Genomic DNA, 13,798 nt, shown 5'->3' on the forward strand with positions numbered 1-13,798 from the left:
CTCTCTGTTTATTGATCAAAGAAAGGAGGCTTCATGCCTTGGAAGCTCGCGTCATTGGGTATTTTGCTGGCCGCCGGGTTCTTGCACGGTTGCAGCAGCGCTGAATCGTCCCCTGATCCGGTTGCCGCCGAGACCCATTACGACCGCTGCGAAGCAAAGGCCGCCGAATTTGCCATCGGCAAACAGGCCTCGCCGCAATTGCTGGAACAGGCCCGCACCCGGTCCGGCGCGCAGATTGCCCGGATCCTCAAGCCCAACGACATGGTGACGCTTGAGTACCGCTCCGATCGCCTGAATCTCAATACCGATGCCAACCTGGTGGTCAATCGGGTGAACTGCGGCTGAGCCGCCGTTTTCAACCGCCCATAAAAAACCCCGTCACATGGACGGGGTTTTTTTAGCGCGCCGAGAAATTACTCTGGGCGAACTTGTGCAGCTTGCATACCCTTTTGGCCTTTCTCAGCCACGAAGGAAACGGTTTGGCCTTCTTTCAGGCTTTTGAAACCGTCGCTTTCGATAGCTTTGAAGTGTACGAACAGGTCGTCACCGCCACCTTGAGGAGTGATGAAGCCGAAGCCTTTTTCATCGTTGAACCATTTAACGGTGCCGGTTTGGCGATTAGACATGGTGTATCTCCAAGAAACATATATTTTCAGTAGTGCTGTGCTGCTCAGGCCAACTGGGCACACCTGGGTATCATAGTCGAAATGTTCGATTTGGGAGCCCCCCGGACGTGCTGTTTGCCGAACAGTCGTCTTTTCTTTACTGCCTTGACCCGCTGAAAGCCCCGGTTTTAAAGGCTTTCAGCCAAGTGTAAAGGCGATAAAAAAAGCTGTAAAACCTGCAAAATTCGTCTGAAAAAAGGCAAATTCGGAGTTTTTCATGGGCTCAAGGCGGTCTTCAAAGGCCTGTTTGCTCATTTTTTCTTCGAGGGATCAGCCTTGCATTTGGCGATCTGTCCGAGTGCCTTCTGCTGCAATTCCACGGGCGCCTTGTTGTCCATCAGGGCCTGGATGTCGGCGGCCGGATAGGATTTGATCGCATCGGCGCCACAGGCGCAGTGGGACTTGGCTGCTGCCGCGCCGATCTGAGGTGTGGCCGCCTGAGTGCACTGGGCCATGTATTTCTCACGCTCGCCCTTTGGCCAATCGGCGTGGGCGGTCAGCGGGAGTAGCAGGGCGAAGGGGGCGACTGCTGCCAATAACGTGTTCAGACGCATGCTGGGATGCTCCTTTTGGGTCGATGTCTTGTTATCAGAGGTATTGCGGGGCGTTTCAGTTCAGCACTCTGGCATAAAAACCAGGGGTTTACGCTTGGTGCGAGCAGGGCCTGTGGGAGCAAAGCTTGCTCGCGATGCTCGCGATAGTAGGGCGGGCCTGAAACATTGTGGTCGGCTGTTATACCTGATCGCGAGCAAGCTTTGCTCCCACAGGCTGCAATTCGAGCACGGCGATGACCGTTCATCTGTGCTAGCATGCCGGGCTCGGGTATTTTCAGGCACCGGATGACGACAGGTCCCGGCAGCGGCAAATGTTCGAATAACCCTGATTTGAATCCCAGTCACTCTGGTTCGGTTTCCCGGTTGGCCGCAAGGCTCCTGCCGCTGTAAGGCAGGCGTTCATGATTGAATGGCCTGGACTGGATCTTGTACTGGCTCATCCCAACCCACGTGACCTTTGGTAGGGGTCACCACTAGGAGAGGAGGCGCCATGCCAACTATTACTCTTCCCGACGGCAGTCAACGTTCATTCGATCATCCGGTATCCGTAGCCGAGGTCGCCGCATCCATCGGTGCTGGCCTGGCCAAGGCCACCCTGGCCGGCAAGGTCAACGGCAAACTGGTCGATGCCAGTGATGTCATCGACAGCGACGCCACGCTGCAAATCATCACCCCCAAGGATGAAGAGGGACTGGAGATCATTCGTCACTCTTGCGCGCACCTGGTCGGCCATGCGGTCAAGCAGTTGTACCCGAGCGCGAAGATGGTCATCGGGCCGGTCATCGACGAAGGCTTCTATTACGACATCGCCTTCGAGCGTCCTTTTACCCCAGACGACATGGCCGCTATCGAACAGCGCATGCAGCAGCTGATCGAGAAAGATTACGACGTCATCAAGAAAGTCACCCCGCGCGCCGAAGTCATTGAAGTCTTCAAGGCCCGTGGCGAGGACTACAAGCTGCGTCTGGTGGAAGACATGCCGGACGAGCAGGCCATGGGCCTGTACTACCACGAAGAATACGTCGACATGTGCCGCGGTCCGCACGTGCCGAACACCCGTTTCCTGAAGTCCTTCAAGCTGACCAAGCTGTCCGGTGCCTACTGGCGTGGCGACGCGAAGAACGAGCAGTTGCAGCGCGTCTACGGCACTGCCTGGGCTGACAAGAAGCAATTGGCGGCCTACATCCAGCGCATCGAGGAAGCCGAGAAGCGCGATCACCGCAAGATCGGCAAGCGCCTGGGCCTGTTCCATACCCAGGAAGAGTCCCCGGGCATGGTGTTCTGGCACCCTAACGGCTGGACGATGTACCAGGTGCTCGAGCAGTACATGCGTCAGGTCCAGCGTGAAAACGGCTACCTGGAGATCAAGACGCCGCAAGTGGTGGACCGCAGCCTGTGGGAGAAATCCGGGCACTGGGCCAACTACGCGGACAACATGTTCACCACCCAGTCGGAAAACCGCGACTACGCCATCAAGCCGATGAACTGCCCATGCCACGTGCAGGTGTTCAACCAGGGCCTGAAAAGCTACCGCGAGCTGCCAATGCGTCTGGCCGAGTTCGGTGCGTGCCATCGTAACGAGCCGTCGGGTGCGTTGCACGGCATCATGCGCGTGCGTGCATTTACCCAGGACGATGCGCACATCTTCTGCACCGAAGAGCAGATGCAGGCTGAATCCGCTGCGTTCATCAAGCTGACCATGGACGTCTACCGCGACTTCGGCTTCACCGAAGTCGAGATGAAGCTGTCCACTCGTCCGGAAAAACGCGTGGGCTCCGACGAGCTGTGGGATCGCGCCGAAGCCGCATTGGCGGCCGCCCTCGATAGCGCGGGCCTTGCATACGACCTGCAACCGGGGGAAGGGGCTTTCTACGGTCCGAAGATCGAATTCTCCCTGAAAGATTGTCTGGGTCGCGTCTGGCAATGTGGTACCTTGCAGCTCGATTTCAACCTGCCGATCCGTCTGGGCGCCGAATACGTGTCCGAAGACAACAGTCGCAAGCACCCGGTCATGCTTCACCGTGCGATCCTCGGTTCCTTCGAGCGTTTCGTCGGGATCCTGATCGAGCATTACGAGGGCGCGTTCCCTGCGTGGCTGGCGCCGACCCAGGCAGTGATCATGAATATCACTGATAAACAGGCAGATTTTGCCGCTGAGGTCGAAAAAACTCTCAACCAAAGCGGATTTCGTGCCAAGTCTGACTTGAGAAATGAAAAGATCGGCTTTAAAATCCGCGAGCATACTTTGCTCAAGGTTCCCTTTCTCTTGGTTATTGGAGATCGGGAGGTCGAGATGCAGACTGTCGCTGTGCGTACTCGTGAAGGTGCTGACCTGGGCTCGATGCCCGTCGCCGAATTCGCCGAGTTCCTCGCGCAAGCGGTTTCCCGGCGTGGTCGCCCAGATTCGGAGTAATTATTATTAAGCGTGAAATGAGACAAGATAAACGAGCTGCACCGAAGGCCCCGATCAACGAGAATATCTCGGCACGCGAGGTTCGGTTAATTGGCGCTGACGGCGAGCAGATTGGCATCGTCTCGATTGATGAAGCGCTTCGTATTGCTGAAGAAGCCAAGCTTGATCTGGTGGAAATTTCCGCAGACGCAGTCCCACCCGTTTGCCGGGTGATGGACTACGGCAAGTCGATCTTCGAGAAGAAGAAACAGATTGCTGCGGCGAAGAAAAACCAGAAGCAGATTCAGGTAAAAGAAATCAAGTTTCGTCCAGGGACGGAGGAAGGGGATTACCAGGTAAAACTGCGCAACCTGGTACGTTTCCTGAGTGACGGGGACAGGGCCAAGGTATCCTTGCGATTCCGCGGCCGTGAGATGGCCCACCAGGAGCTGGGGATGGAACTCCTCAAGCGGGTTGAACAAGACCTGCTCGAGTACGGTTCGGTCGAACAGCATCCTAAGATGGAAGGACGCCAGCTGATCATGGTCATCGCCCCGAAAAAGAAGAAGTAATCACCAGGGCACGGCAGGCCTTGCGATTATGTTTATCAACTGAATGCGGAGTATCCGAACATGCCAAAGATGAAAACCAAAAGTGGTGCTGCTAAGCGGTTTCTGAAAACTGCTAACGGCATCAAGCACAAGCACGCTTTCAAGAGCCACATCCTGACCAAAATGTCGACCAAGCGTAAGCGTCAACTGCGCGGTAGCAGCTTGCTGCATCCGTCTGACGTGGCAAAAGTCGAGCGCATGCTGCGCCTTCGTTAATTTTTGGATCAAGAATAGAGGAAGTAACTCATGGCTCGTGTAAAGCGTGGCGTCATTGCCCGTAAGCGTCACAAGAAAATTATGAAACTTGCTAAAGGCTACTACGGTGCGCGTTCCCGCGTATTCCGTGTTGCCAAGCAAGCCGTAATCAAGGCAGGCCAATACGCCTACCGTGACCGTCGTCAGAAAAAACGTCAGTTCCGCGCTCTGTGGATCGCTCGTATCAATGCTGGTGCTCGTACCAACGGTCTGTCCTACAGCCGTTTGATCGCTGGCCTGAAAAAGGCGTCCATCGAGATCGACCGTAAGGTTCTGGCTGATCTGGCAGTGAACGAAAAAGCGGCGTTTGCTGCGATTGTCGAGAAAGCTAAAGCCACCTTGGCTTAAGTACCCCCGGCAGTCACCGGGGTCCACCTCTGTGGGCCCAGGTGTTAAACGTCATAAATAGGGGAAGAGCCTTAAAGCTCTTCCCCTATTTTGTATCTGGAGTCTGTACATGGAAAACCTGGATGCGCTGGTCTCTCAAGCACTAGAGGCTGTGCAAAGCGCTGAAGATATCAATGCCCTGGAGCAAATCCGGGTTCACTACCTTGGCAAGAAGGGCGAGTTGACTCAGGTGATGAAGACCCTGGGGAACCTGCCGGCCGAAGAGCGTCCGCAGGTCGGTGCGCTGATCAACGTCGCCAAGGAACGTGTCACAGAAGTCCTCAATGCGCGCAAGGCGTTGTTCGAGGAGGCGGATCTGGCTGCCAAGCTCGCCGCCGAGTCTATCGACGTGACCCTGCCTGGCCGTGGCCAGACCTCCGGTGGCCTGCACCCGGTGACCCGGACCCTGGAACGCGTCGAGCAGTTTTTCACCCGTATCGGCTATGGCATTGCCGAAGGCCCTGAGGTCGAAGACGACTACCACAACTTCGAAGCGCTCAACATCCCAGGCCATCACCCGGCCCGGTCGATGCACGATACCTTCTATTTCAACGCGAACATGCTGTTGCGCACCCATACCTCGCCGGTACAGGTCCGCACCATGGAATCGAAAAAGCCGCCGATCCGCATCGTCTGCCCAGGCCGTGTGTACCGTAGCGACTCGGATATCACCCACTCGCCGATGTTCCACCAGGTCGAAGGCCTGCTGGTCGATCGCGACATCAATTTCGCCGACCTCAAAGGCACCATCGAAGAGTTCCTGCGGGTGTTCTTCGAGAAAGAGCTGGCCGTGCGTTTCCGCCCTTCGTACTTCCCATTCACCGAGCCATCGGCTGAAGTCGACATGGAATGCGTGATGTGCAGCGGCAAGGGCTGCCGGGTCTGCAAGCAGACTGGCTGGCTGGAAGTCATGGGCTGCGGCATGGTTCACCCGAACGTGCTGCGTATGTCCGGGATCGATCCGGAAGAGTTCTCGGGGTTTGCTTTCGGCATGGGCGTCGAGCGTCTGGCCATGCTGCGTTACGGTGTGAATGACTTGCGCCTGTTCTTCGACAACGACTTGCGGTTCCTTGCGCAATTTCGCTAGGTCGCGGTCCGTAACGAATCTATTAGGAGAGCAGGATGAAATTCAGTGAACAATGGCTGCGCGGCTGGGTTAGCCCGCAGGTAAGCCGGGACGAGCTGGTTGCTCGCCTGTCGATGGCCGGTCTTGAGGTCGATAGCGTGACGCCGGCCGCCGGTGAGTTCAGCGGCGTGGTAGTGGGCGAGGTGCTGAGCACCGAACAACACCCGGACGCTGACAAATTGCGGGTTTGCCAGGTCAGCAATGGCGGGGAAACCTTTCAGGTGGTCTGCGGCGCGCCAAACGTGCGCCCGGGCCTGAAGATCCCGTTTGCGATGATCGGTGCCGAGTTGCCGGGCGACTTCAAGATCAAGAAGGCCAAGCTGCGTGGCGTCGAGTCCAACGGCATGTTGTGCTCCCAGGCCGAACTGCAGATCGGCGAAGGCAACGATGGCCTGATGGAACTCCCGGCCGATGCGCCGGTGGGCCAGGACATCCGTGAATGCCTGGGCCTGGACGATGCCAGCATCGAGGTCGACCTGACGCCGAACCGTGGCGACTGCCTGTCCCTGGCCGGTCTGGCCCGCGAAGTGGGCGCCTTGTACGACACCCCGGTGACTCGCCCGACAGTCGCGCCGGTTCCGGCAGCGCATGACGAAGTGCGTTCGGTCGAGGTCCTGGCACCCACAGCGTGCCCGCGTTACCTGGGCCGTGTGATCCGTAACGTCGACCTGTCGAAGCCGACGCCGTTGTGGATGGTCGAGCGCCTGCGCCGCGCCGACGTGCGCAGCATCGACGCTGCCGTCGACATCACCAACTACGTGATGCTGGAGCTGGGTCAACCCCTGCACGCGTTCGATCTCGCCGAAATCAACGGCGGCGTCCGCGTGCGCATGGCCGAGGAAGGCGAGAAGCTGGTCCTGCTCGACGGCCAGGAAGTCACTCTGCGCAGCGATACCCTGGTGATCGCCGACCACTCCCGCGCCCTGGCCATTGCCGGCGTGATGGGCGGCGAGCACAGCGGCGTATCCACGTCGACTCGCGACGTATTCCTCGAAAGCGCGTTCTTCGATCAGATCGCCGTCGCTGGCAAGGCCCGCTCCTACGGTCTGCACACCGATGCCTCGCACCGCTACGAGCGCGGCGTGGACTGGCAACTGGCCCGTGAAGCCATGGAGCGCGCCACCGGCCTGCTGCTGGAGATCACCGGTGGCGAAGCCGGCCCGATCATCGAGACCGTCAGCGAACAGCACCTGCCCAAGATTGCGCCGGTCACCCTGCGTGCCCAACGCATTTCCCAGATGTTGGGCATGGACATGGACGCCGCCGAAGTCGAGCGTCTGCTCAGCGCCCTGGGCCTGAATATCAGTGCCGATGGAGCAGGGCAGTGGCGCGTCGAAGTGCCAAGTCATCGTTTCGACATCAGCCTGGAAGTCGACCTGATCGAAGAGCTGGCCCGCCTGTACGGCTACAACCGTCTGCCGGTTCGCTATCCGCAGGCTCGCCTGGCCCCACAGGCCAAGGCCGAAGCCCGCAGCGACCTGCCGGAACTGCGCCGACTGCTGGTGGCCCGTGGGTATCAGGAAGCGATTACCTACAGCTTCATCGATCCGCGCCAGTCCGAACTGTTCAACCCGGGTGTCGAGCCGCTGTTGCTGGCCAATCCGATCTCCAACGACATGGCAGCCATGCGCTCGTCCCTGTGGCCAGGCCTGGTCAAGTCGCTGCAACACAACCTGAACCGTCAACAGGACCGCGTGCGCCTGTTCGAAAGCGGCCTGCGCTTCGTTGGTCAACTGGACGGCTTGAAGCAGGAACCGATGCTCGCCGGCGTCGTCTGCGGCAGCCGCCTGCCGGAAGGCTGGGCGCAAGGTCGCGATGTCGTCGACTTCTTTGACGTCAAGGCTGACGTGGAAGCGGTACTCGGCTTCGCCGGTGCCCTTGACGCATTCACCTTCGTGCCGGGCAAGCATCCAGCCCTGCATCCGGGTCAGACCGCGCGCATTGAGCGAGACGGGCGTGAAGTCGGCTATGTCGGCGCCATCCACCCTGAACTGTCGAAAACCCTGGGCCTCGATCGTCCAGTGTTCGTCTTCGAGCTGGTTCTGGCCGAAGTGGCACTGGGGAAAATGCCGAAATTCCAGGAGTTATCGCGCTTTCCTGAAGTGCGCCGTGACCTGGCGTTGCTGGCGGACCGCGACGTTGCTTCCAGCGCTGTGCTGGACGTAATCCGTGAAAATGCAGGCGAATGGCTGACGGACCTCAGGCTCTTTGACGTGTATCAGGGTAAAGGCATTGATCCGCATAGAAAAAGCCTTGCAGTCGGCTTGACCTGGCAGCATCCATCGCGCACTCTTAATGACGATGAGGTGAATACCGCAACGCAGAATATCCTCACCTCGCTCGAAAACAGGTTGAACGCCACGTTAAGGAAGTGACGTATGGGGGCTCTGACGAAAGCTGAGATGGCGGAACGTCTGTATGAGGAGCTGGGCCTGAATAAACGGGAGGCCAAAGAATTGGTCGAACTGTTTTTCGAAGAAATCAGGCACGCTCTCGAAGACAACGAGCAGGTCAAATTGTCCGGTTTCGGCAATTTCGACCTTCGGGACAAACGCCAGCGGCCTGGCCGCAATCCGAAAACGGGAGAAGAAATCCCGATCACGGCTCGCCGTGTGGTCACCTTTCGTCCAGGGCAGAAGTTGAAGGCCCGAGTTGAGGCTTATGCTGGAACCAAGTCATAACGACGAGCTACCCGTCATCCCGGGCAAACGCTACTTCACCATTGGTGAAGTCAGCGAGCTGTGTGCGGTAAAACCACACGTGCTGCGCTATTGGGAGCAGGAGTTTCCTCAACTCAACCCGGTCAAGCGCCGCGGAAACCGCCGATACTATCAACGACAAGACGTGTTGATGATCCGGCAGATCCGCGCGCTGCTGTACGACCAGGGCTTCACCATCGGCGGCGCGCGCCTGCGCCTCTCCGGTGACGAGGCCAAAGACGATACCACCCAGTACAAACAGATGATCCGCCAGATGATCGCCGAGCTTGAAGATGTGCTGGTGGTGCTCAAGAAATAAAATTCTGCTTTTAAATACTTCCAGTTTTCAAAAGCTTGCGTTATATTCCTGAGCGTTCCGCTGAGAAGCGGAACAAGATTCACGCCTAGTCGGGGCGTAGCGCAGTCCGGTAGCGCACTAGCATGGGGTGCTAGGGGTCGAGTGTTCGAATCACTCCGTCCCGACCATTATTCCTGAGTAAAATCAGACACTTAAGCCGATCAGCTAGATCGGCTTTTTTGTGCCTGCGCAAAACTAGCCGGTAATTTCACTGATATTCAGGTAGGGAGTCGCCTCGGACCAAGCGATCTTCGCGTGGTCCCGCTGGTAGATATTGGTCATGGTTACGCTGGTGTGTCCGGCGATCTTCTGCCCGTCCTTTCCGACTTCCTGATATGGCCGCAGCGATGGTCTTGTCTTCAAAGTTTTCCGAGTACGCCGGAAGTGGACGGCGTACAGGCCGAGGGTACCTGTTGCCAGCGCGCGAGGCGGCAGGACGTCGCGCTCGTAGAGGTCGAAGGGCCCTACGAAGATCTCCGATGATTTGCCGGGTACGGCGCTGCTGCCTCTGTAAGCCTGGAAAACCCACAAGTTCGCCCTGGGCATGGCCGAGGTGCAGCCGACCTGGTATCAAGGCCCTGTGTGGCCAATAGAGCCGCTCATTCCGAAATCATTGCACCGGTACTGGTCTCTGCCGAAACGATTCAGGCCTGACTTGTGAGGCGACGGCTATGTTGATGTGTGCCAGAAGCCCCGAAGGATCGATGGGAAGGTGTCGGAGCCAACCGGCGGCGCTATACGCTATTACGCAACCACGATGTCGGCAGCGCCGAAATGGGTGAACGGCGCGAAAAGGCGCTGATCTTGGGGTATCACATTTCTTTAAGAAAGTCCCATGGTCCGGGGATGGTGAATTTCTAAAGGGAACATGACAAAAGTAAGGCAAGTCATGAGCGCACTTGCCTTATCGGGCGCGGCAAAGAACCTATCGGTCAGTGATACTGAAGGTTAGGTGTCTTTATGTAAGACATCCTTGAGGATGTTATATAGTCTCGATGTGCGTTCAGGAGTTGATTCGCAGTTTATATGGAAAGAAGTGTCATAAAAGCTTGTTTTCGGAAAGAAGAAGTCTTCTGGCTTACCCAGAGTTGGTATTCCCGCATTTTTGATTTGGTCCATGATACTTCCCAGCGCTAGGTGGTACCACTGCTGCACAGAGCGTTCGTCCTCAACTGTAACACTCGGTATGATATAGAAATGCACGCCTTTATCGTTGAGTCTCTGGGCGGTTTGTTTCAAAAGCTTCAAGACCTGAGGGTTTACTTTGGGTTCTGAAGCGAGTTGAACGCTAGCTATTGTAGTGATAGGTTGGTTGCCGCATGCTCCTTGCATATCGCCATACTCGTTCATGTTCAAGAATGTGTATGAAAACGGTTGCGGGACGGTCCAGTCTATTTTAGCGTGTTGATCTTTAACCTCTTGGGCTGTGAGCGCCCTGCGGTTTGGAAATTCTTGCAGTATGGCGACTCTGCGAAATTTTGCATCCACATTCACTAAAAGTGTTTTGACATCCACTGCCGAAATATATTTCAATTTTGTTTTTAAAGGAAGGCCATAAAAATAATCGCTGTACCATGCAACCATTTCTCGCAGAATCCAATCCTTGGGGACTCTGTAATCATTGAGATAATATACCCACACAGGTGCCAGGACGACAGTATCACCTGCGCGAGAATTTTTGATGGCTGATTCCGTGATGGCGTCTAATGGAAGGTTTCCATGCAATGCTAAGTTGGCTACAGGGACACCAAGCTTTTCTGACAGGGTTTTGCTATTTACTCCGAAGACCGTGCTTGAATCTCCAAACAGCAACAGGCGTTTACCTTCAGTGTTTTTTCCTACAAGCTCTTTATAAGTTATCCAGTTGGCGGCGTCATAACCCGATGCGATTGGTGCTCCGAACTGGTAAAAGAAAAGTGCAATATAAGCCAGTACGCAAACGGCTAGGCTCAAGGCTGCTGTCAAGACGAATTTTCTATACAGGTTCATAGTCAAAATTGAAAATACAGGAAAGGGCTAATGATGTTGTTGCCAAATGTGGAAAGCAGGCTGGTTACTACAATTGCCACGCAAGTCATCGCCGCAGCTACGCATATTGTGGAGTTCATCCTTTGGCTTTCTTGAGCATTAACGGCAACTCGTTTTTCTAACAGGTCAATGACCTCATAAATATTAGGTAACGCCCAAATAATAAACATCGACACAAGAAAATAGCTTGCATAGGTAATAAAGCTGAGATTTTTAAAAATAGAATCCCAGGGAACAGCTTGTTTAGAGCCTAGCATCGCATGAGCTATCGTGATGGCAGAATGGACGTTTTCTGCGCGAAAGAAAACCCACGCAAAAATGACAGCAGCGAATGTCATTGCCACGCAAATTACATTAGATGCGAATCGAGGAATCAACCCGGATAAGTATGAGCGAGGCAATTTCTGGAAGATATGGTTAGCACACAAGTATGCGCCATGGAGCCCTCCCCAAATGATAAAAGTCCAACTCGCACCGTGCCATAGACCACCGAGTAGCATAGTAAGCGACAAATTCACGAGGCGACGAGTTTCACCTTTACGGTTTCCACCTAATGGGATGTAAAGGTAGTCTCTCAAAAATTGAGATAGCGTCATATGCCATCGTCGCCAGAACTCAATTATGCTCTTGGCTTTGTATGGCGAGTTAAAGTTTACAGGTAAGCGTATTCCGAAAAGCAAGGAGAGCCCCACAGCCATGTCGGAGTAGCCAGAGAAGTCGAAATAAATTTGCAGGGTGTATGCCATTGCGCCTGCCCACGCGACCATTGTTCCGATTGCCTGTCCAGTAGCCGCTGCGTGGAATAGTGGATCCGCATAGGTGCTGATCGGGTCTGCAAGTAAAAGTTTTTTTCCAAGGCCTACGGCGAATAAGGCGATCCCTATTGCTATGTTTCTTGAGTTGGGTTTGTAAATTGCCGGGTCTTTGAACTGGGGCATCATTTGTCCGTGATGCAGAATCGGACCGGCTATCAAGTGGGGGAACCAAGTTACAAACAGTATGTAGTGCGAAAAGTTGTATTCTTTCGCTTTGCCTTTCCATGTGTCTACTAAAAAAGCAATTTGTGTAAATGTGAAAAACGAAATGCCTAACGGCAGAATCAAGCTCAGGGCGGGGATGTGGGCACCTGTGAGTCTGCTGATTTCTCCAAGGAAAAAGTTTGTGTACTTGTAGTAGCAAAGCAAGGCCAGGTTACTGACTATTCCCACGTATAAGGCTGTTTTGGCTACGTGTATGTTTGCTTCCTGATTTTTGCAGATCAGATACCCAATGCAGTAGTTAAACAGGATGGAAGATAGCAAGAGAGCGATATAGGTCGTGCTCCACCATCCGTAGAAAAACAAAGATGCCGCTGCCAACCATATCGCCGCAGCTTCTCGCCCCCAGAAACGTGCGAGCAGAAAAAAACCCAGAAATGCAACCGGTAGGAACGCGAATATGAATTCGAACGAAGTGAAAAGCATGACGCACGCTGTCCTGAATCTTGAGACGCGGAGTTTACGTCACTTGTATGGGCCAAGACAGATAGACGGCTGACCTTTTTGGAGAGTTACCATAATGTCTATAACTGCTGCCATAAACCCCTTCAAGCATAGGGTGCTAGGGCTCAGGTGTTTGAATCACTCCGTCCCGACCACCCTCAGACGGCCTAATCAACGAGAAACGCCACGATGTCACTGACTGTGCTGCGTGCTGTTCGTGTCACGCCGATCAGTGTGGCGGAGGCCGAACCTGTCCATTCGCCGTAGCCGACTAGCCATAGCCTTGACTCTCTGGTCGAGTGGGTGCCTTCGACTTCAACGCGGCCTTCGGCGTTGACCACTCCCAGTGAATCCAGGTGCTGTAAGGCCGGCCTGAATCCGGTGCACCAAATCACCGCGTCTACCGCAGATTCAGAACCATCGGCCCAGATAACTCCGTTGCGAGTGAAGCTTTTGAAAGGTCGTACCGACTTGAGGACGTTGCGTTCTCGGGCCTCGACAACTGGCGCAACCATGACAATATCGCCTAGCCCACCCACTGGCTGCTCAATGAGACGCCCCTCCAGTTGGGCTTTCCAACGCTCGGTTGCTCGCTCGAACAGGACCCGTCCATCCACATCGTCAGGCAGGAATATTGGTTCAACGGGAGTGACCCATGTGGTCTCGGCGACTTTTGAGACTTCGGCCAGAATCTGTGCCCCTGAATTACCGCCTCCTACCACCAATACCTTCTTGCCCGCGAATGCTTGTGCTTCGACATAGTGGGCGGAATGCAACTGCCGACCGGCGAATAGCTCGGCATTGGGGTAGTGGGGAACGTAAGGATTGCTCCAGGTGCCTGTAGCGCTGACAACAACCTTGGTATCCCAATGCTTGTCGTCAGAATGTACCCGCAGGCCAGTTTCCGTTCGCTCAACAGAAGTGACCCGAACCGGACGCTTCACCGGGAAATGGTAGCGCTGTTCGTATTGGGTGAGGTATTCGATCACATGATTTCGTGAAGGGTAGCCATCTTGCGTGGGGGGCATCATCCAGCCAGGTATCGAACTCCAGGTGGCAGGCGAGAATAGACGCAACGAGTTCCAGCCATGCCGCCAGGCACCTCCGGGTTCATTCTCTGCGTCGAGGATGATGAACGAAAGAGGTGTGCGGCGCAGAAAATACGCTGTAGCCAGGGCTGATTGCCCCCCGCCGATAATGACCACGTCTGGTTGAGCGCTGAGCGAATCAATCATCGGGCGA

The 13,798-nt window shown here is 55.4% G+C and carries 14 protein-coding genes and 1 tRNA gene; 10 read left to right on the forward strand and 5 right to left on the reverse strand.

Features of this window, described 5'->3' with window-relative positions:
* The first annotated feature begins 33 nt into the window (after positions 1-33).
* Positions 34-345: an I78 family peptidase inhibitor gene (locus tag ACODTO_RS12195; protein ID WP_139644401.1), complete on the forward strand. Its 312-nt coding sequence runs from the start codon at positions 34-36 to the stop codon at positions 343-345.
* A 68-nt stretch (positions 346-413) separates the two neighbouring features.
* On the opposite strand, the gene ACODTO_RS12200 is transcribed toward ACODTO_RS12195, so the two are convergent.
* Together ACODTO_RS12200 and ACODTO_RS12205 are read right to left on the reverse strand one after the other, a co-directional pair.
* Positions 414-626, reverse strand: coding sequence for a cold-shock protein (locus ACODTO_RS12200; RefSeq protein WP_003179963.1), 213 nt, complete (start codon positions 624-626; stop codon positions 414-416).
* A 290-nt stretch (positions 627-916) separates the two neighbouring features.
* Entirely contained in the window at positions 917-1,219 is a 303-nt protein-coding gene (locus ACODTO_RS12205) for a hypothetical protein (protein ID WP_139644399.1), read from the reverse strand.
* Positions 1,220-1,709: 490 nt separating this feature from the next.
* On the opposite strand from ACODTO_RS12205, the gene thrS reads away from it, so the two are divergent.
* The 9 genes from thrS (at position 1,710) to ACODTO_RS12250 (ending at position 9,175) form a co-directional block, all read left to right on the forward strand.
* Positions 1,710-3,632 (forward strand): threonine--tRNA ligase, encoded by a 1,923-nt coding sequence (thrS, locus tag ACODTO_RS12210; RefSeq protein WP_024779373.1) that lies wholly within the window; start codon positions 1,710-1,712, stop codon positions 3,630-3,632.
* Positions 3,632-4,183: a translation initiation factor IF-3 gene (gene infC, locus ACODTO_RS12215; protein WP_169432615.1), complete on the forward strand. Its 552-nt coding sequence runs from the start codon at positions 3,632-3,634 to the stop codon at positions 4,181-4,183. The genes thrS and infC overlap by 1 nt, the downstream gene beginning before the upstream one ends.
* Positions 4,184-4,243: 60 nt before the next feature.
* Positions 4,244-4,438 (forward strand): 50S ribosomal protein L35, encoded by a 195-nt coding sequence (rpmI, locus tag ACODTO_RS12220; RefSeq protein WP_002553160.1) that lies wholly within the window; start codon positions 4,244-4,246, stop codon positions 4,436-4,438.
* A 30-nt stretch (positions 4,439-4,468) separates the two neighbouring features.
* Positions 4,469-4,825 (forward strand): 50S ribosomal protein L20, encoded by a 357-nt coding sequence (gene rplT / locus ACODTO_RS12225; RefSeq protein WP_024779372.1) that lies wholly within the window; start codon positions 4,469-4,471, stop codon positions 4,823-4,825.
* 109 nt (positions 4,826-4,934) lie between these two features.
* The gene (gene pheS / locus ACODTO_RS12230; protein ID WP_139644397.1) at positions 4,935-5,951 is read left to right on the forward strand and encodes a phenylalanine--tRNA ligase subunit alpha; all 1,017 of its coding nucleotides are present in this window, start codon (positions 4,935-4,937) and stop codon (positions 5,949-5,951) included.
* A 35-nt stretch (positions 5,952-5,986) separates the two neighbouring features.
* Complete coding sequence (pheT, locus tag ACODTO_RS12235) at positions 5,987-8,365, forward strand: phenylalanine--tRNA ligase subunit beta (protein ID WP_489106494.1); 2,379 nt, start codon at positions 5,987-5,989, stop codon at positions 8,363-8,365.
* 3 nt (positions 8,366-8,368) lie between these two features.
* Complete coding sequence (gene ihfA / locus ACODTO_RS12240; protein ID WP_002553164.1) at positions 8,369-8,671, forward strand: integration host factor subunit alpha; 303 nt, start codon at positions 8,369-8,371, stop codon at positions 8,669-8,671.
* Positions 8,652-9,008, forward strand: coding sequence for a MerR family transcriptional regulator (locus tag ACODTO_RS12245; RefSeq protein ID WP_003179985.1), 357 nt, complete (start codon positions 8,652-8,654; stop codon positions 9,006-9,008). Before ihfA ends, ACODTO_RS12245 begins: the two co-directional genes overlap by 20 nt.
* Before the next feature lie 90 nt (positions 9,009-9,098).
* Positions 9,099-9,175 (forward strand) — tRNA-Pro (locus ACODTO_RS12250).
* Between the two features lie 820 nt (positions 9,176-9,995).
* On the opposite strand, the gene ACODTO_RS12255 is transcribed toward ACODTO_RS12250, so the two are convergent.
* From ACODTO_RS12255 to ACODTO_RS12265, 3 genes are all read right to left on the reverse strand, one after another.
* Positions 9,996-11,012 (reverse strand): hypothetical protein, encoded by a 1,017-nt coding sequence (locus ACODTO_RS12255; protein ID WP_175385616.1) that lies wholly within the window; start codon positions 11,010-11,012, stop codon positions 9,996-9,998.
* 26 nt (positions 11,013-11,038) lie between these two features.
* A complete protein-coding gene (locus tag ACODTO_RS12260; protein ID WP_489106495.1) occupies positions 11,039-12,538 on the reverse strand; it encodes an MBOAT family O-acyltransferase in 1,500 nt (499 codons plus the stop codon).
* Between the two features lie 185 nt (positions 12,539-12,723).
* Complete coding sequence (locus ACODTO_RS12265) at positions 12,724-13,791, reverse strand: ArsO family NAD(P)H-dependent flavin-containing monooxygenase (RefSeq protein ID WP_464709332.1); 1,068 nt, start codon at positions 13,789-13,791, stop codon at positions 12,724-12,726.
* Positions 13,792-13,798 lie beyond the last annotated feature (7 nt).

Source organism: Pseudomonas sp. FG13 (genome assembly GCF_057809755.1).

Excerpts from the sequence above, each read along its gene's own strand:
- ACODTO_RS12195 (WP_139644401.1), top strand. The coding sequence starts at position 34 with ATGCCTTGGAAGCTCGCGTCATTGGGTATTTTGCTGGCCGCCGGGTTC.
- ACODTO_RS12200 (WP_003179963.1), bottom strand. The coding sequence starts at position 626 with ATGTCTAATCGCCAAACCGGCACCGTTAAATGGTTCAACGATGAAAAA.
- ACODTO_RS12205 (WP_139644399.1), bottom strand. The coding sequence starts at position 1,219 with ATGCGTCTGAACACGTTATTGGCAGCAGTCGCCCCCTTCGCCCTGCTA.
- thrS (WP_024779373.1), top strand. The coding sequence starts at position 1,710 with ATGCCAACTATTACTCTTCCCGACGGCAGTCAACGTTCATTCGATCAT.
- rpmI (WP_002553160.1), top strand. The coding sequence starts at position 4,244 with ATGCCAAAGATGAAAACCAAAAGTGGTGCTGCTAAGCGGTTTCTGAAA.
- rplT (WP_024779372.1), top strand. The coding sequence starts at position 4,469 with ATGGCTCGTGTAAAGCGTGGCGTCATTGCCCGTAAGCGTCACAAGAAA.
- pheS (WP_139644397.1), top strand. The coding sequence starts at position 4,935 with ATGGAAAACCTGGATGCGCTGGTCTCTCAAGCACTAGAGGCTGTGCAA.
- pheT (WP_489106494.1), top strand. The coding sequence starts at position 5,987 with ATGAAATTCAGTGAACAATGGCTGCGCGGCTGGGTTAGCCCGCAGGTA.
- ihfA (WP_002553164.1), top strand. The coding sequence starts at position 8,369 with ATGGGGGCTCTGACGAAAGCTGAGATGGCGGAACGTCTGTATGAGGAG.
- ACODTO_RS12245 (WP_003179985.1), top strand. The coding sequence starts at position 8,652 with ATGCTGGAACCAAGTCATAACGACGAGCTACCCGTCATCCCGGGCAAA.
- ACODTO_RS12260 (WP_489106495.1), bottom strand. The coding sequence starts at position 12,538 with ATGCTTTTCACTTCGTTCGAATTCATATTCGCGTTCCTACCGGTTGCA.
- ACODTO_RS12265 (WP_464709332.1), bottom strand. The coding sequence starts at position 13,791 with ATGATTGATTCGCTCAGCGCTCAACCAGACGTGGTCATTATCGGCGGG.